This window comes from Chryseobacterium lathyri (genome assembly GCF_019970085.1).
GTDB lineage: Bacteria > Bacteroidota > Bacteroidia > Flavobacteriales > Weeksellaceae > Chryseobacterium > Chryseobacterium lathyri.
Window position 1 is genome coordinate 210,054 of the sequence record NZ_JAHXYG010000003.1, and the last position, 16,636, is coordinate 226,689.

At 38.1% G+C, this 16,636-nt stretch carries 16 protein-coding genes; 8 read left to right on the plus strand and 8 right to left on the minus strand.

Translation table 11 applies throughout. The features are described 5' to 3' along the window. Positions 1-45 precede the first annotated feature (45 nt). Positions 46-537 carry a DNA-deoxyinosine glycosylase gene (locus LC418_RS10305; RefSeq protein ID WP_223559028.1) on the plus strand — a complete coding sequence of 164 codons (492 nt, stop codon included), beginning with the start codon at positions 46-48 and terminating at the stop codon, positions 535-537. A gap of 197 nt (positions 538-734) precedes the next feature. Here LC418_RS10305 and LC418_RS10310 read toward each other — a convergent pair whose 3' ends face one another. The 4 genes from LC418_RS10310 to LC418_RS10325 all read right to left on the minus strand — a co-directional run bounded on the left by LC418_RS10310 (position 735) and on the right by LC418_RS10325 (position 4,900). Continuing rightward, complete coding sequence (locus tag LC418_RS10310) at positions 735-1,769, minus strand: phosphotransferase enzyme family protein (protein ID WP_223559029.1); 1,035 nt, start codon at positions 1,767-1,769, stop codon at positions 735-737. Next, positions 1,760-2,665, minus strand: coding sequence for a sugar phosphate nucleotidyltransferase (locus LC418_RS10315; RefSeq protein WP_223559030.1), 906 nt, complete (start codon positions 2,663-2,665; stop codon positions 1,760-1,762). Before LC418_RS10315 ends, LC418_RS10310 begins: the two co-directional genes overlap by 10 nt. Beyond that, positions 2,655-4,052 (minus strand): Gfo/Idh/MocA family protein, encoded by a 1,398-nt coding sequence (locus LC418_RS10320; RefSeq protein ID WP_223559031.1) that lies wholly within the window; start codon positions 4,050-4,052, stop codon positions 2,655-2,657. Before LC418_RS10320 ends, LC418_RS10315 begins: the two co-directional genes overlap by 11 nt. A gap of 155 nt (positions 4,053-4,207) precedes the next feature. Continuing rightward, the gene (locus LC418_RS10325) at positions 4,208-4,900 is read right to left on the minus strand and encodes an AIM24 family protein (RefSeq protein WP_111955053.1); all 693 of its coding nucleotides are present in this window, start codon (positions 4,898-4,900) and stop codon (positions 4,208-4,210) included. A 180-nt stretch (positions 4,901-5,080) separates the two neighbouring features. On the opposite strand from LC418_RS10325, the gene queA reads away from it, so the two are divergent. From queA to LC418_RS10350, 5 genes are all read left to right on the plus strand, one after another. After that, positions 5,081-6,130 (plus strand): tRNA preQ1(34) S-adenosylmethionine ribosyltransferase-isomerase QueA, encoded by a 1,050-nt coding sequence (queA, locus tag LC418_RS10330; RefSeq protein WP_111954523.1) that lies wholly within the window; start codon positions 5,081-5,083, stop codon positions 6,128-6,130. 114 nt (positions 6,131-6,244) lie between these two features. Further along, positions 6,245-7,279 carry a dual-specificity RNA methyltransferase RlmN gene (gene rlmN, locus LC418_RS10335; protein ID WP_111954525.1) on the plus strand — a complete coding sequence of 345 codons (1,035 nt, stop codon included), beginning with the start codon at positions 6,245-6,247 and terminating at the stop codon, positions 7,277-7,279. 72 nt (positions 7,280-7,351) lie between these two features. After that, complete coding sequence (locus LC418_RS10340; protein WP_223559032.1) at positions 7,352-8,269, plus strand: sterol desaturase family protein; 918 nt, start codon at positions 7,352-7,354, stop codon at positions 8,267-8,269. Between the two features lie 307 nt (positions 8,270-8,576). Further along, positions 8,577-9,455: a hypothetical protein gene (locus tag LC418_RS10345; protein WP_223559033.1), complete on the plus strand. Its 879-nt coding sequence runs from the start codon at positions 8,577-8,579 to the stop codon at positions 9,453-9,455. 74 nt (positions 9,456-9,529) lie between these two features. After that, complete coding sequence (locus tag LC418_RS10350) at positions 9,530-10,507, plus strand: polyprenyl synthetase family protein (RefSeq protein ID WP_111954531.1); 978 nt, start codon at positions 9,530-9,532, stop codon at positions 10,505-10,507. Positions 10,508-10,567: 60 nt separating this feature from the next. Here the strand turns inward: LC418_RS10350 and LC418_RS10355 are convergent, their stop codons facing one another. Beyond that, positions 10,568-11,359 carry a hypothetical protein gene (locus LC418_RS10355; protein ID WP_111954533.1) on the minus strand — a complete coding sequence of 264 codons (792 nt, stop codon included), beginning with the start codon at positions 11,357-11,359 and terminating at the stop codon, positions 10,568-10,570. A 275-nt stretch (positions 11,360-11,634) separates the two neighbouring features. Continuing rightward, positions 11,635-11,931 carry a hypothetical protein gene (locus tag LC418_RS10360; RefSeq protein ID WP_111954535.1) on the minus strand — a complete coding sequence of 99 codons (297 nt, stop codon included), beginning with the start codon at positions 11,929-11,931 and terminating at the stop codon, positions 11,635-11,637. Positions 11,932-12,068: 137 nt separating this feature from the next. Between LC418_RS10360 and LC418_RS10365 the strand changes: the two genes are divergently transcribed. Beyond that, positions 12,069-14,501, plus strand: coding sequence for an alpha-ketoacid dehydrogenase subunit alpha/beta (locus LC418_RS10365; RefSeq protein ID WP_223559034.1), 2,433 nt, complete (start codon positions 12,069-12,071; stop codon positions 14,499-14,501). Between the two features lie 84 nt (positions 14,502-14,585). Here LC418_RS10365 and LC418_RS10370 read toward each other — a convergent pair whose 3' ends face one another. After that, positions 14,586-14,972: a winged helix-turn-helix transcriptional regulator gene (locus tag LC418_RS10370; protein WP_223559035.1), complete on the minus strand. Its 387-nt coding sequence runs from the start codon at positions 14,970-14,972 to the stop codon at positions 14,586-14,588. Positions 14,973-15,094: 122 nt separating this feature from the next. On the opposite strand from LC418_RS10370, the gene LC418_RS10375 reads away from it, so the two are divergent. Beyond that, positions 15,095-16,156: an NADH:flavin oxidoreductase gene (locus LC418_RS10375; protein ID WP_223559036.1), complete on the plus strand. Its 1,062-nt coding sequence runs from the start codon at positions 15,095-15,097 to the stop codon at positions 16,154-16,156. 209 nt (positions 16,157-16,365) lie between these two features. On the opposite strand, the gene LC418_RS10380 is transcribed toward LC418_RS10375, so the two are convergent. Then, positions 16,366-16,527: a bacteriocin-like protein gene (locus LC418_RS10380; protein ID WP_157963356.1), complete on the minus strand. Its 162-nt coding sequence runs from the start codon at positions 16,525-16,527 to the stop codon at positions 16,366-16,368. Positions 16,528-16,636: the final 109 nt, after the last annotated feature.

Below are 16,636 nucleotides of genomic sequence, written 5' to 3' on the forward strand. Positions count from 1 at the left end.
GTTTTCAGATTTAAGAGGCTTTAGCCAAACCTTATATATTTGAGTATGCAAAACAGAATTTCCTCCTTTCCGCCAATAATCGATGATCAGTCTGAAATTTTAATTTTAGGTTCAATTCCCGGAGTAAAATCTTTGGAAAAACAACAGTATTATGCACATCCGCAGAATAAATTCTGGATCATTATTTTTGAATTGTTAAATGAAGAATTTACTGACAATTATCCTGAACGGATAAATATTTTAAAGAAACAGCATATAGCAGTCTGGGACGTTATAGACTCCTGCGAAAGAAAAGGAAGCCTGGATTCGGAGATCAGAAATGAAGAAGCCAACCGAATTGATGAACTGCTAGAGGCACATCCCAATATTAGAGCTATCTTTTGTAACGGAGGAAAATCATACAAAAACCTCCAAAAGCTTTTAAGAAAAAATTATAGGTTGCCAATAGTTCAGCTACCTTCAACAAGCCCGCTTCATACGGTGTCATTGGATAAGAAACTGGAAGAGTGGAAGAAGATTCTGGAATTCTTAATGTAAAATTTTCATTACAAAAGTCACAGAGGTTTTGACGAATAAACGCAATGTAGTTAGTCATTGCGAGGAGAGTATCGACGAAGCAATCTCATATTAAAGCAGATTTTCATGTCAGAGAGATTATAAAATTCTTCCGGGAGATTGCTTCGCTACGCTCGCAGTGACTGACTTTGTAGCAATCTATAAGATCTGTGGAAAAACTAATCAACACGTAGATATTCCCTTAATCCTTTCAGCAGCTCCAGTTGATTTCTTGTTCTGTCCAGGTTATGATTAGCATATTTCGTAGCATAGTAAGTATTCCCATTCAGATAATCAGTCAGAAAACGGATAGCCTGAATATAGATGACAGTCTGCGCAGCATAGTCAAGGTTTTCAAGCTCCTCAAAAGTCAGTTTATCTTTTAAATACAACAGAAATCCATCTTTTACGGTTCTGTAAATTTGAGGGTTAAAATTGTTTTCGGCATTTCCATCATCTTCATCCAAAGTATTGGTATAAGACCTTGCCATATCACCGAAATCGTACAGGATCGTAGAAACAGTTACCGTATCCAGGTCAATAACAGCCAGAGGCCTTGAGTTTTCGTCAAAAAGAATATTTCTTACATTGGGGTCTCCGTGTATGATTCTTTTAGGTAATAAACCGTTTTTTTCCATTTCTATCCATTTTTGCGGAAGAAAAAGCAGCTTATCCATCATTTCGATTTGTGGTCCGGCATTTTTCAGCAGGTCTTCATTCGCATATCGTAAAGAAGCCTGATAATCAAGGATTCTTTTCTCAAAATTAATAAAATCGGGAATCGGAGGCTGAATATCCGGAAGATGTTCGGGATTGATCATATTTAAAAAACACCCTACAGCCTTTGCAGATTCATAGGCAGTTTTGATATCGGGAATCTTAAAGAAAGTTCTTGTATCCTCAATAAAGCTGAGCATTCTCCAGGATCCTCCTTCCTCATCTTTCACAATAAAATTTCCGGCTAACGTTGGTTTTGGTATGACCGGCTGTAGCGGATAGTCTCCACCTGCCAGCATTTCATTGATCAGAATATGATTACGGGTAATGATTTCCGGAAACTGAAATACCTGAGTGTTGATTCTTTGAAGGATGAACTTTTCCTCAGAATCTTTATTCTCTACCCAATAAGTCGTATTGATCAGCCCGTTGGTAATAGGAGTGATGCTGCAATTTTCAGTTCCGGTAAATCCGGTAACAATTTGTTTTAATTCCATAGATCTTCAGGATATCTGTTTTTTTTGATCTCTGATGCCAGAAAATCTTTAATACTGCTTTTATCATCTGCGTAGGTAACACCCATCCATTTTGATGGGGAGGTTTTCACCAGTACCTTTGCTTTTTTCTCGTCAATCATTCTCTGTACGGCAGAAGGAACATAAAATTCCTGTGAGGGCTCCGGATCTGACTTTATGAAATCATTAAAATACATTTCGAGAGCATTGAAAATATCCGGATTAAAAATGAAAAAATTCATAGATACCAGCGTATCGGAAGCTATTTCTATATTCTTTCCTTTTTCAGTATACATAATCAGGTTTCCTTCCTTTCGGATAGAGGTCTGTTCCTCTATTTTTACAAGGTAATTTTCAGCATCTAAAGTACATATTCCCCTGGCTACATTTCCATTTCCACTTAAAGTAGATGCTACAGGATAAGCAGCCATTCCAAACTGTGATTCTGAAATGTGCACGGCGATTTCCTCAGACGCCAGTTGATAAACCTCTTTCCCATAAAAATCATCTGCATTAATCATTACAAAAGGCTCCTGTATGACACTTTTTGCACAGAGAACAGCATGGCCCGTTCCCCACGGTTTTTCTCTCCCTGATGAATCATAATCTTGGGGCAGAAAGCTTTCTTTTTCCTGATAGACCCAATGAAGTTCAAACTGTTCTTTCTGGGATATTGTATTTAATCTTTCAATATAACTTTCCGGGATACGTCTGTTGACAATAATAACAACTTTGCTGAAACCTGCACTCAAGGCATCATATATAGAATATTCCAGGATTGGCGAACCATTATCCAGAATTCCGTCTATCTGCTTCAGTCCTTTGTAGCGGCTTCCTAAACCTCCGGCTAATATGAGTAGTGTCTTTTTAGAATTCATCAGTCATTCCAAATACAGGTTTACGGGTCTTCCATTTTCCGTTGGTGAAATCCGGAATATCAACAGCCTGGCCTCCTTTAGCAATAGATTCTTCGCTGAGCGGAGTGATAGAATACCATAGAGCAAGATCATACACATCCATCGGGAATTCTATATTTCGCTTGATACATTCGATGAAGGTATTCATCACAAAGAAATCCATTCCGCCGTGGCCTGCGCCTGCAGCTGTATCTTCAAATTTTTTCCATATCGGATGGTCAAATTCTTTCATCCATTTTTCCGTATTTTCCCATCGGTGTGTGTGATTCATTGTTTTTTCAAAATAAATATGCCCCTGGTTGAAATCTCCCCAGCCGAAATCCTGCCACAAACCTTCCGTTCCCTGCACCCGGAATCCAAGATCATAAGGGCGTTGTAAGCTCGTATCATGGGTTAAAAGGATGGTTTCTCCATTAGCACAGGCAATCTGTGTAGTAACAATATCTCCCTGGTTGAATTTTACTTTGGCATTCGGATGATTTTCGCCGCCTTTAGGATGCTCCACAATGTATTTGTGCAGTCCCACAGACTTTGAAGAGAATGAGGAAAGCCTCGTCAGGCGGTTGCCACGGTTAATATCCATTATCACTGCCACAGGCCCCAATCCGTGCGTTGGATAAAGCTCACCGTTGCGTTTTACATAATGTTCTGTTCTCCAATGTGCTTCACTGAATCCCTTTTCTCCGAATTCAGCACCCGAATTGTAGGGCGTAACACCGTCATTGAAAAGAACTCCTCTTAAATCATGCTGATAGCCACCTCTTCCGTGAACCAGCTCCCCGAACATCCCTTTACGGACCATATTCAGAACAGCCATGATATCTCTGCGGTAGCATACATTCTCCATCATGAAAATAGGAACTTTTGTTTCTTCATATACCTTTACAAATTCCCAGCAGTCCTGAAGCTTTATCGCTCCGGAAACTTCCATACCAACAATTTTTTTTGCCCTCATGGCCTCGGTACCCTGTGGAAGATGCCATTCCCATGGAGTAGCAATTACTACTGCATCAATGGTTTTTAGTTTTAAAAGATTCCGGTAGTCGTAGTCACCGTTTGAAAATTCCTGGGCCGCAGATTTATTATTGTCTTTTAATATTTTCTGCGATGCAGCAAGCATTCTTTTATCAGGATCTGCAAAAGCTACAATTTCTACGTCATTGCGTTTTGCCAGCAGCTTTACGTGTTCCTGCCCGCGGAGTCCTACACCGATAAAACCGACACGGATTTTTTTATCTGATTTAAAATCATTGGAATAGGCGAATAAAGAATTAGGTAGAACCAATGCCCCAAAGCTTGCCAGAGCAGCGGTCTTAATAAAGTTTCTGCGTGAAGAGGTGGTGTCCATTAAAATTTTTTCCTTAAATATATTAAAAAGTTGCGAAGTAGGGGGTATTGGGTGCTGGTTTTGAGCTGTGGAATCGGGGATTTAAGATCCGGTGTGAAAATAAAAACGGCTGCCCTGATATGAGGAGCAGCCGTTACAATCATCAATTTTTAATATTATTTTTCCGTGAAATATACTTCTTCGTACGGCTGAATCAGTACCCATCCGTTTCCTGAAAACTTCATTTGAAATTCTTCCCCGCTTCCTCTTCCGATAAGACTTTTGAAAGAAACATTGGTTTTCAGATCCGGGCTTAAGTTTCCGGACCATGCTACGGTAGCATTAGGATCTGTGAAAACAGGATTTTCCGGAGTAACCATAAGAGTTAATGGCTCACCATGAGTCGTTATTGCAATATGTCCGGTTCCGGAAAGTTTTACCTGGAAAAGACCGCCAGCCATCATTCCGGCAACGCTTTTAAGCATAGTGATATCACTTTTTATATTCTGTTCGTGGGCAAGAACATCATTCCCGTTCACACATACCGACTCATTGTTCAGATAAAGGATACGAACTTTCTTTCCGGCATCTGCCACATAAAGTTTACCATTTCCTTCGGCTTTCATCAGTTTGCTTCCTTCGCCGCTGATCGCTTTCTTTAAAAGATTACCGATACCTCCGGCCAGCATTCCCTGTCTTTCGAAGTTGATGCCTCCTACATAACCTACCATACTTCCTCGTTTGGTCCATACAGCCTGATTGTTGAGGTTAATTTCCAGCATATGGGGAGTTTCAAGCTCAAAATAATCTCTCTGTTGTGGATTTTCTTTAGTTTCGTTGACGAAAGCTTCCAATGAATATTTGCTCATAGTGTAAATTGTTTTTAAATATTTCCAAAAATAATCTTTTTTTCCCTCATGGATCACCGTAGAATCCCGGTTTTCAATTTGATTTAAATAATACTTGACAAAGGGGTATTGAATGTCGTATATTTGCACTCCGAAATTACACTTGTAATTTGAATAATTTTTAAACCGTAATTTAAAAAAATGAAAACATCAGATTTTAATTTTGATCTTCCTGCGGAATTATTAGCAGAACACCCATCTGAACACAGAGACGAAGCCAAATTAATGGTTCTTAACAGAAAAACACAAACCATTGAGCATAAGCTGTTTAAAGATGTTGTGGATTATTTCGAAGAGAAAGATCTATTCATTTTCAACAATACTAAAGTTTTCCCTGCGCGTCTTTATGGAAATAAGGAAAAAACAGGTGCTAAAATTGAAGTTTTCCTTTTAAGAGAGCTGGATAAAGAAACCAGAGTATGGGATGTTCTTGTAGATCCTGCAAGAAAAATCAGAATCGGTAACAAATTATTCTTTACTGAAGATGAATCTTTGGTAGCTGAAGTGATCGATAATACAACTTCAAGAGGAAGAACATTGAGATTCTTATTCGATGGTTCTTATGACGAATTCAGAACAAAACTGAAGGAATTGGGCGAAACTCCACTTCCAAAATATATTAAAAGAGCAGTAGAGCCGGAAGATGCAGAAAGATACCAGACGATCTATGCAAAAATAGAAGGAGCGGTTGCTGCCCCTACAGCAGGTCTTCACTTCTCCAAGCATCTGATGAAGAAGTTGGAGATCAAAGGAATTGATTTTGCTGAAGTAACACTTCACGTTGGTTTAGGAACTTTTAACCCGATTGAGGTGGAAGATCTTTCCAAGCACAAAATGGAGTCCGAAGAAATCATTATCGATGAGAAAAATGCTGACATCATCAATAAAGCGGTAGATGCTCACAGAAGAGTCTGTGCGGTAGGTACTACAACGATGAGAGCATTGGAAACTTCCGTTTCTTCCAACAAAAAGATCTCTGCATTCAACGGCTGGACGAACAAATTTATTTATCCGCCTCACGATTTTGGAGTAGCAAACTCAATGATCACCAACTTCCACACGCCGAAATCAACATTATTGATGATGATTGCTGCATTTGCCGGAAAAGATTTTATCATGCATGCTTATGAAGAAGCCGTAAAAGAAAAGTATAAATTCTATTCTTACGGTGACGCCATGTTAATTCTATAAATTATGTATTAATGTATAATGTACAAAGTATAATGTATTTTTTAGTGGTTTAAAAACTTAAGATAATACATAAGATTATTACTTTGTACATTGTACATCATACTTTTTACAATAATGAAAGATATCCGAGTTTTATCACTAGACCAGCTTAAAGACTATTTTTTGACTTTAGGGGAGAAACCGTTTCGTGCAAAACAGGTTTATGACTGGTTATGGAGTAAAAACCTCCATTCGATTGATGAAATGACGAATCTTTCGAAATCTCTCCGCGAAAAAATTTCCGAAGAATATACCATCAATCCCGTTTCTGTAGATCAGCTTCAGAGAAGTACGGACGGAACCATCAAAAACGGTGTGAAACTTCATGACGGACTTCTGGTGGAATCTGTTCTTATTCCTACAGAAACAAGAACTACAGCCTGCGTTTCTTCACAGGTGGGATGTTCATTAAACTGTGAATTCTGTGCAACAGCAAGGCTCAAAAGAATGAGAAACCTTGAGGTAGCAGAAATTGTGGACCAGGTGGCTCTGATTGACAGTCAAAGCAAAATGTATTTCAACAGACCGCTTTCCAATATCGTTTTCATGGGAATGGGCGAGCCGATGATGAATTACAAAAATGTAGTGGAAGCCATCAGAAAAATCACCCAGCCGGAAGGTCTGGGAATGTCACCAAGAAGAATTACCGTTTCTACATCAGGAATTCCAAAGATGATCAAAATGCTGGCAGATGATGAGCTCCGTGTAAAACTGGCACTTTCGCTTCACTCTGCTATTGAATCCAAGCGTAATGAGATCATGCCTTTCTCGGATAAATTTCCGTTGACGGATATTATGGAAGCCCTTCAGTACTGGTACCAGAAAACTGGCTCTGTGATTACTTTTGAATACTGCGTATGGAAAGGAATCAATGATGGGGATGAAGATATCAAAGCTTTGATCAGATACTGTAAACAGGTGCCTTCCAAAGTGAATCTGATCCAATATAATCCTATCGGGGACGGAAAATACGACCAATGCAATAAGCAGGCAGAAGAAAATTATGTACGCCAGCTGGAAAATGCAGGAATTACTGTAATGATCAGAAAAAGCCGCGGTGGAGATATTGATGCGGCCTGTGGGCAGCTTGCCAATAAAACAGCTGATTAAAATTTCCTTAAAAAAGATAAAAATTTCCTTAAAAATTTCCTAAAATCCTACCTTTACATAAACTAATAAGGGATGTTGGATTTCTTTACAGGCGAAGATGGGCTTGAAAATGTCTATGCATGGTCAATTCCGCTTCATGCTACAGTAATTTTAGCAGAAATGATCTACAGCCATATTTCTGAGGCTAAGCTGTATAATGGAAAGGACGTGGCAACGAGTGTCTATCTTGCATTGATGAATTTTGGCCTGGATCTGATCATGAAGGCTTTTGCCATGGGAATCATGTTTTTCTTTTATAATCACAGGCTTTTTACATGGGATTTCACGGTTTGGTACTGGCTCATCTGTTTTACTGTCACAGATTTTGCCTATTATGTGCTGCATTATGTAGATCATCATTCCAGGGCCTTCTGGGCCGTTCACATTACCCACCACAATTCAGAGTATTTCAACCTTACCACAGGTTTTAGAAGTCCGGTACTGCAACCGCTGTACAGGTATCTTTACTTTTCTCCGCTTGCTTTTTTAGGCTTTAATCCGTGGCATATTATGGTGGTTTATGCCATAGGGCAGGTGTACGGAACATGGGTGCATACGCAGGCTGTAAAAAAACTGGGAATACTGGAATACATTCTGGTAACCCCTTCCCATCATAGAGTACATCATGCCTGCAACATCAAATATTTGGACAGGAATATGGGCATGTGCCTCATCATCTGGGATAAAATATTCGGAACCTTCGAAAAGGAAGACCCGGATGTACCCGTAAAGTATGGAATCTATCCAAAAATGCCAGACTATAAGCCAGATACCGTTCTTCTTTATGAATGGAGAGAGATCTGGAAAGACATCAGGCAGCCGGGACTGAAATTTTCCGATCGGATCAATTATATTTTTAATTCTCCAGGCTGGAGACATGACGGTACGGGAAAAACAGTAAGACAATATCAGAAAGATTATTTAAAAAAACAAACTAAAAAGCTGGAATAAAAGCAAAAAATAAAATCAACCTGACAATTTGCAATAGATACGCTGTCTTTATTTAGCCACAAAAGGCACAAACGTTTTTAACATTTAAATTTATTGAAGCAATAACGCACATCGGCAAAAAACACGCTTAAGTTTTATCTAAATCTTTGATGACCAAAAATCTGCTTGATCTGCGGGAGAAAATTTTTAACCATTAAAGCATTTTTAAGTTGTTAAGAATATTAAGGAGAGTTTCACATTAAAGAGGTGCAATCTGAAAATATGTTCAGTCTTTTCCAGTTTCCTAACAAACCCCTATTTTTGCCTTATGAAAAAGCTCCTTCTTTTTACTGCCCTTATTATTTTTCAATTCTCATTTTCACAGCAGACGGAATTTTTAAAAATTAGAAAATACAGAATCGGTTACTTAGATGATAAAATCAAGGAAACATCAGGGCTGAATATTTTCAATGGAAAACTGTATACGTTCAATGACAGCGGTAATGCTCCGGAACTTTTTGAACTGGATGAAACTTCGGGCGATATCAAAAATACATTCACAATCAATGCTAAAAATAAAGACTGGGAGGCTTTGACTAATGATGGAAAGAACTTTTATATTGGAGACATAGGGAATAACGGAGGAATAAGAAGAGATCTGGAAATCTATAAATTACCTTTTGAAAACGGTGATATAAAGAATGATTCCATTACGAAAATATCATTCTATTATCCGGAACAGACAGAATTCATCCCAAAATACACAGATAATGATTTTGATGCAGAGGCCATGATCTATCTGAACGGAAAGCTGCACCTGTTTACCAAAGAATGGAAATCAAAATCAACTTCTCATTACATCATTGATCCTCAATTATCTGAAAAGCAGAAAGCAGAAAAAACAGAATCTTACAAAACCAACTTTGTGGTAACCGATGCTGCTTATTTTAACAGAAAGCTTTATCTGGTAGGCTATACCAAAAAAACGGAAGTCTTTCTCAATGTTTTTACAGAAACGGAATCCGGCATATTTTTTAAAGAACCCCCAAAACATTATTATCTGGGCAGTGCTTTGGCAATAGGACAGATTGAAGGCATTGCTGTTAATGAGTCGGGAATCTATATTTCAGGAGAAAAATTCAGGTCTGGATTGGGAAGTGCACAGCCGTCCCTCTATTTTATTCCAAATGAAGAACTCAAAGATTAATTTTGTCCTGAAATTGCTTGAAAACAATTATCTTTGTGAGAATTAATTAGTATTTACCTTTCATTCAACAGATTTTGGCAAACATCGTAGAAGAAATCAAACGACCGATCAATGAGGAAATGAAACTTTTCGAACAGAAGTTTTATGAATCGATGCAGAGCAAAGTGCCTTTATTGGATAAAGTAACCCGTTTTATTGTTACTACTAAAGGAAAACAGATGCGTCCTATGTTCGTATTCCTTTGCGCAAAGCTGATAGGTGATGTCAATGAAAAAACCTACCGCGGAGCCTCCATGATAGAGTTGATCCATACCGCAACTCTGGTACACGATGATGTGGTGGATGAAAGTTTCAAAAGACGTAATTTCTTTTCCATCAATGCTTTATGGAAAAATAAAATTGCTGTTTTAGTAGGAGATTATCTTTTGTCAAAATCCGTATTGCTTTCTACAGACCATAAAGATTACGATCTTTTAGGAGTGATTTCCAGAACAATCCGCGAAATGTCAGAAGGTGAGCTTCTCCAGCTGGAAAAGGCCCGAAAACTGGACATTACAGAAGATGTTTACTATGAAATTATCCGTCAGAAAACAGCTACTCTTATTGCTGCCTGCTGTGAAATTGGGGTTTTATCCAATGATGCGGATGAAACTCTGGCTAAAAAGATGATGAACTTCGGTACGTATACCGGGATGGCTTTCCAGATCAAGGATGACCTTTTCGATTATCTGAGTTCCAACGTCATCGGAAAGCCTGTAGGAATTGATATCAAGGAGCAAAAAATGACCCTTCCTTTGATTCATACTTTAAAAATGGCCAGTGAAAAAGAACGTAAATACTACTTCAATACCATCAAGCGTTACAATAACGATCCGAAACGCGTTAAGGAGCTTATAGACTTTGTCAAAAATTCCGGAGGCATGGATTACGCCATAAAAGTAATGAAAGATTTTCAGCAGAAAGCCAAAGATATCCTGGAAGAATTTCCGGATTCTGAAGCCAGGAGATCATTACACAGTATGCTTGATTACGTAATTGAAAGAAAATTCTAGGTATTTAGAATTAATGATAAAAAAAGGGATGTAGCACTACATCCCTTTTTATTTTTAAGGTTAAATCTTTTGTACCGTAACGTTGGTTACGTTTCCGCTTCCCGTACTTCCGGTTTCAGTAGACAAAACTGTACAGTTTTGATTAGGAGCAGCTGTAAAACGGATCTGGTAGCCTGCCGTTGGTATTACCAGCACAGTGGTATAGTTCATCAGTTCTCCTACCGTTGCAGTGGTTGCTGTTGCATTATAATGGCTTCCTCTTCCCAGATAATTGGCATCCGGATTAGGTCTTACCCCAACCAGTAGCTGAGTTCCGGCCGGAGCACTCGCAAAGCTTGCCTGTAGCGTAACCAGATAATTTCCGGGTTGATTGAAAGTTAATACACCGGTGGTTGTATTGTAAGAATAGAACGGTGAAGTTGCCAAAGGAGAAGAAAACAATAAAGTAGCAATCGTGCTTGATGTCAAATTCTGATTGGCTGCCAGACGGGCATGGAATAATGAATAAGCAGTAAAGTCTATTGTTTTTAATACACCATTTGCATCAGCCACAACAACTCTGTCTGTTCCTCCTACTCCAATATTTGAATTAATGTTTCGGATCCTTGCATTTCCTGAGGCTACATCGAGCTTATCAGTTGGGGTCGTAGTCCCAATACCAACATTAGCAGTACTCGTTACAACAAAATCATTAGCTTGCTGTGCAGCGGAGGGTGTGCCAGATAATGGATTGTCTTTTGCTGCATCAATATGGAAGCTGGCTTGGGGATTGTTTGTGTTTATGCCTACTTGTGCATAGATAATGCTTGACATTAAAAAAACGCCAAGAAGCGAAATAATTTTTTTTTTCATTTGATTTAATTTTTTTTCTTTTGTGTGTTAAAGTTACATAACTTTCCATTTCATTTATCAATTTTTATACCATTATAGAAAGAATAATTAACGATATGATAATTTTGAGTGTTTTAGAAGAAGAATATTACAGATTACATAAAAAAATATCTCTTTTATTTGATTTAATTTATACAACAGCTCCTCTTATTATTTACTATAATAAGAACAAACTAGTGATTTATTTATCAAAAGAAAATGAATTTTTTGAAAAATGGAATGATAAGATTATAGATTTAATCAATTATTTTTACAGTCACAATAATAACTGCTAAAACAATACAAAATAAAGCGATTAAAAATAGATAATCCGCAATGGTCTCATATTTATTTTCTTGCTTTTGGCTTTTGGTACGGATCGCCATAAATGAAAAAAAGCAGCTGCAGGAAAATAGCAGGCATGCTATACCGGCAAACTCATCAAGATGTGTATTCCCACTGATTTTAGTGATTTTCAGCGAGGTAATGATAATCAGGGAAAAACCTAAAAGATTGCTGGATGCATTCAGGATGTGAGTTGACTTTTTTTCCATCGTTTACAATTTTTTTACAATATAAAACACAATTCTTTTATTATCAAATTTTTAAAAAAGATTATTGAAAATTAAAATTAATTTAAAAATTGTATATTAGCGGCATACTTGAAGAATAAAAACTTTTATATCTAGCTATGCAGACAACCTATATTGAAACACAGCAAATTTCTTTCCAGGACTTTAAAAACCAGATACTTGAAGACTACAGGTTAGGAAAGATATCACGTGAGATGTCTTATCTTGGAAGAAGAGAAGTGCTAACAGGAAAAGCTAAATTCGGAATTTTTGGGGATGGTAAGGAGCTTCCTCAGCTGGCAATGGCGAAAGTTTTCAGAAATGGCGACTTCCGTTCAGGATATTACAGGGATCAGACTTTTGCATTGGCAGTACATGCTTTAACGGTTGAAAGTTTTTTCGCTCAGTTGTATGCAGATACAAGCGTTGAAAGAGAGCCGGCATCAGCTGGAAGACAGATGAACGGGCACTTTGCCACAAGAAGTTTAAATGAAGACGGAAGCTGGAAAGACCTTACGGCACAAAAAAATATCTCTTCCGATATTTCTCCTACAGCGGGACAGATGCCAAGGCTTTTAGGATTGGCCCAAGCTTCTAAAGTGTATAAAAGTGTAAAATTCGACGGTTCTGAGAAGTTTTCAAAAGGAGGAAATGAAATTGCTTTCGGTACTATTGGAGATGCTTCTACAGCAGAAGGACATTTCTGGGAAACATTGAATGCAGCCTGTGCGCTTCAGGTTCCAATGATTGTTTCTATCTGGGACGACGGGTACGGAATTTCAGTTCCAACCAGAAACCAGAGAGCAAAAGCAGATATTGCTGAAATGCTAAGCGGTTTTCAGAGAAAAGAAGGTGAAAACCAGGGTTGCGAGATCATTCAGGTAAAAGCATGGGATTATCCTTCACTATTGGATGCTTATGCCAGAGCTGAACATTTTGCCAGAACAGAAAGTATTCCGGTTGTGGTTCATGTTATTGAGGTTACACAGCCTCAGGGGCACTCAACCTCAGGATCTCATGAAAGATATAAAAATGAAGAACGTCTTTCCTGGGAGGCAGATTTTGACGGTATGGTGAAATTCAAAGAATGGATCCTGAATTATTCCATCGAAATCGAAGGAAAAGAAGAAATTATTGCTTCAGCAGAAGAATTGGATGCGATAGATGAAGAAGCTAAGAAAATAGTAAAAGCAGGTCAGAAAAATGCCTGGGATAATTACCAGAAAACCATTACAGATTTAGTTCAGTCTGTTCTTCCATTAGTTGAAAACCTTAAAGGTCAGAATGCTGAAATCGAAGGATATATTGCTCAGTTCAATAAATTGGTTTCCAAAGCTAAAAAAGATATTTTCCACCTGACAAGAAAAGCTTTACTGGCTACAAGAGGAACTAGTTCTGCAGAAAGAACCCAATTGATGCAGAAGTACAATGAAGTTTTTGAAATAGAAAAAGATAACTATTCTTCCCACTTATATTCCCAGTCTCAGTGGAAAGCTGAAAATGTGAAGGAGATAAAGCCTGTTTTCTCAGAAAATTCTGAAGAAGTAGACGGAAGAGTCGTGGTAAGAAATAATTTTGATAAAATTTTCGAAAAATATCCTGAAACTTTAGTGTTTGGTGAAGATGCCGGAAATATCGGCGACGTGAACCAGGGATTAGAAGGAATGCAGGAAAAATACGGCGAAGTACGTGTAGCAGATACCGGAATCCGTGAAGCTACCATTCTTGGTCAGGGTATCGGTATGGCAATGAGAGGTCTGAGACCTATCGCTGAAATCCAGTATTTAGATTATATTTTATACTGTTTACAGGGAATGAGTGATGACCTGGCGACGGTTCAGTACAGAACAAAAGGCGGTCAGAAAGCTCCGGTGATTATCAGAACAAGAGGTCACAGACTGGAAGGGGTTTGGCATTCAGGTTCTCCGATGGCGGGAATTCTGAACCTTTCTAAAGGAATCCTGGTATTGGTACCGAGAAACTTAACGAAAGCGGCTGGTTTCTACAATACCATGCTTCAAAGTGATGATCCTGCGGTGATCGTTGAATGTCTGAACGGATACCGATTAAAAGAAAAGCAGCCTGATAACTTAGGTGAATTCACTGTTCCTGTAGGGAAAATTGAAGTGACCAAAGAAGGAAAAGATGTTACATTGGTGACTTACGGTTCTACATGGAGAATTGTAATGGATGCAGCAGAACAATTGGAGAAACTGGGAATCTCTGCGGAAGTTATTGACGTTCAGTCATTAATTCCATTTGATTTAACGAATGAAATTGCTGAAAGCGTGAAGAGAACCAACAGATTGGTCGTGATTGATGAAGATGTGGAAGGAGGTACCTCGGCATTTATTCTTCAACAGATTCTTGAAAAGCAGAAAGCATTCAGATACCTGGATTCAGATCCGTTGACAATTGCAGCTAACGATCACAGACCTGCTTATGCAAGTGACGGAGATTATTTCAGCAAGCCATCTTCAGATGATATGGTAGAAAGAATCTACGCGATGTTCAATGAAACAAATCCTCAGAAATATCCTGCGATATTTTAATTGGGATTTTAGATAAAATTAAGCCGCTTTCAGAACTTCTGGAAGCGGTTTTTTATTTAACACATTGGATTTTAGACTAAATTATCAAACTTTGGCCTCCTTTCTGTTTTCCTTATCCAATAAACTACAGTTTTTTTCAGAATTAAAATTTTCAGTAGTAAATTTCGCCTCCCATTCTTCCAGTAAATACAAAATCGGCAGCAAGGCCAATCCCTTTTCTGTCAATGAATATTCAACTCTCGGAGGCAGCTCTTTAAACTCTTCACGAATAACCAATCCGTCACTTTCCATCTCTCTTAACTGGTCCGTAAGAACTTTTCTGGAAATCACATTAATTCGTACAGCTAGTTCCCCGAAACGTAGCTTACGGTCTTTAATCACCAAAACAATGATCGGTTTCCACTTGCTTCCTAGCGCAGACATTGCTTTGCCTAGAGGACAGCTATATTTCATCAGTTCATTCTTTACCATGCGTTACTTTTATGTTACTAATGTAAGTTACTGCGAAGTTACCACTATTTTTTTGATAAAAGATACAAAAACAAACTATTATTAGTTACTTTGTGTAACAATTATAAAATATCAATTTAAAAATGAGCACAGAATCATTATTTAAACCGTTTGTTTACAAAAACCTGGAACTTAAAAACAGAATCGTAATGGCTCCTATGACCAGAGCCCAGTCTGATAATGGAGTTCCTACCCAAAATATCGCTGAGTATTACGCAAGAAGAGCTGCTTCAGAAGTTGGATTAATTCTTTCTGAAGGAACCGTGATCAAAAGACCATCCTCAAAAAATATGCAGAACATCCCGGACTTTTACGGGGATGAAGCATTGGCAGGCTGGAAAAATGTGATCAATGCCGTTCATCAGAATGGTGGCAAAATGGGACCGCAGATCTGGCATGTAGGAGATACAAGAATGTCTGAAGATTATCCGCTGGCACCCATGGAGAAAGCTTCAACAATGACTTTGGAAGATATTCAGGATACCATTGCACAGTTTGCTGCTTCTGCAAAATCTGCAAAAGATTTAGGTTTTGATGTCGTTGAGGTTCATGGAGCACATGGCTATCTTATTGATCAGTTCTTTTGGGAAGTAACCAATACAAGAACCGATGAATATGGAGGTAAAACAATCAAAGAAAGAAACCGTTTTGCAGTAGATGTGATTAAAGCCATCAGAGCTGCAGTAGGAGAGGATTTTACTATTATTCTCCGTCTTTCACAATGGAAACAACAGGATTACAGCAGCAGATTGAGCAATAACCCAACAGAAATGGAAGAATGGTTACTGCCATTAAAAGAAGCCGGAGTAGATATTTTCCATTGCTCACAACGTCGTTTCTGGGAACCGGAATTTGAAGGTTCAGATTTAAATTTTGCAGGTTGGGCTAAAAAAATTACAGGACAGCCGACGATCACTGTAGGTTCTGTAGGACTGAAAGGAGATTTCATGAGTGCTTTCGCAGGGCAGGGAACTGAAAAAACTGACCTGACCGACCTGATCAGAAGACTGGATAATGAAGAATTTGATCTGGTTGCGGTAGGACGTGCACTTTTACAGGACCCTCAATGGGTTCAGAAAATAAAAACCGGAAATACAGAAGAGCTTCTTGACTTTTCAGCAGAAAGCATGGCGAAATTGTATTAAGATGGCAATAGTGAATGGTCAATTTTGCTTCGCAAGTGAATAGAATTAACAGTTCACTTAATTTCAGCGAAAATAAAAATTGACAGCGAAGCGAATTCACTATTCACCATTCACAAATTATATTTTTCTTTATTTTTATATTAAATTTTTCACCTATTTATTTAAAGAAACCCGCTTTCAGAATTTCTGAAAGAGGGTTTTGATTGTTCTTAATCCGGGCATTCCATAGTATCTGAAATACATTTCCAGTAAGATGGAAAACCATTTTTAGGAGGAATATAGCATGCTGTTGTTCCTGTAGGACAATCAGGTGCATTTCCACCGTTAATTTTCTTTAAATCAGATTTTGTTAATTTTTTTAAATTTTTCATATGGTAATAATTTGTTGGATAATAAAAGTATACTATTTTCACTAAATAGCGAAATAGTATGTAAATAAATATTACCATCCATAAAAAATAACCGCGCTCCAATATTTTG

Excerpts from the sequence above, each read along its gene's own strand:
- LC418_RS10360 (WP_111954535.1), bottom strand. The coding sequence starts at position 11,931 with ATGGAAAAAAAGTCAACTCACATCCTGAATGCATCCAGCAATCTTTTA.
- LC418_RS10365 (WP_223559034.1), top strand. The coding sequence starts at position 12,069 with ATGCAGACAACCTATATTGAAACACAGCAAATTTCTTTCCAGGACTTT.
- LC418_RS10315 (WP_223559030.1), bottom strand. The coding sequence starts at position 2,665 with ATGAATTCTAAAAAGACACTACTCATATTAGCCGGAGGTTTAGGAAGC.
- LC418_RS10355 (WP_111954533.1), bottom strand. The coding sequence starts at position 11,359 with ATGAAAAAAAAAATTATTTCGCTTCTTGGCGTTTTTTTAATGTCAAGC.
- LC418_RS10345 (WP_223559033.1), top strand. The coding sequence starts at position 8,577 with ATGAAAAAGCTCCTTCTTTTTACTGCCCTTATTATTTTTCAATTCTCA.
- LC418_RS10340 (WP_223559032.1), top strand. The coding sequence starts at position 7,352 with ATGTTGGATTTCTTTACAGGCGAAGATGGGCTTGAAAATGTCTATGCA.
- queA (WP_111954523.1), top strand. The coding sequence starts at position 5,081 with ATGAAAACATCAGATTTTAATTTTGATCTTCCTGCGGAATTATTAGCA.
- LC418_RS10320 (WP_223559031.1), bottom strand. The coding sequence starts at position 4,052 with ATGGACACCACCTCTTCACGCAGAAACTTTATTAAGACCGCTGCTCTG.
- LC418_RS10370 (WP_223559035.1), bottom strand. The coding sequence starts at position 14,972 with ATGGTAAAGAATGAACTGATGAAATATAGCTGTCCTCTAGGCAAAGCA.
- LC418_RS10375 (WP_223559036.1), top strand. The coding sequence starts at position 15,095 with ATGAGCACAGAATCATTATTTAAACCGTTTGTTTACAAAAACCTGGAA.
- LC418_RS10310 (WP_223559029.1), bottom strand. The coding sequence starts at position 1,769 with ATGGAATTAAAACAAATTGTTACCGGATTTACCGGAACTGAAAATTGC.
- LC418_RS10380 (WP_157963356.1), bottom strand. The coding sequence starts at position 16,527 with ATGAAAAATTTAAAAAAATTAACAAAATCTGATTTAAAGAAAATTAAC.
- LC418_RS10325 (WP_111955053.1), bottom strand. The coding sequence starts at position 4,900 with ATGAGCAAATATTCATTGGAAGCTTTCGTCAACGAAACTAAAGAAAAT.
- LC418_RS10305 (WP_223559028.1), top strand. The coding sequence starts at position 46 with ATGCAAAACAGAATTTCCTCCTTTCCGCCAATAATCGATGATCAGTCT.
- rlmN (WP_111954525.1), top strand. The coding sequence starts at position 6,245 with ATGAAAGATATCCGAGTTTTATCACTAGACCAGCTTAAAGACTATTTT.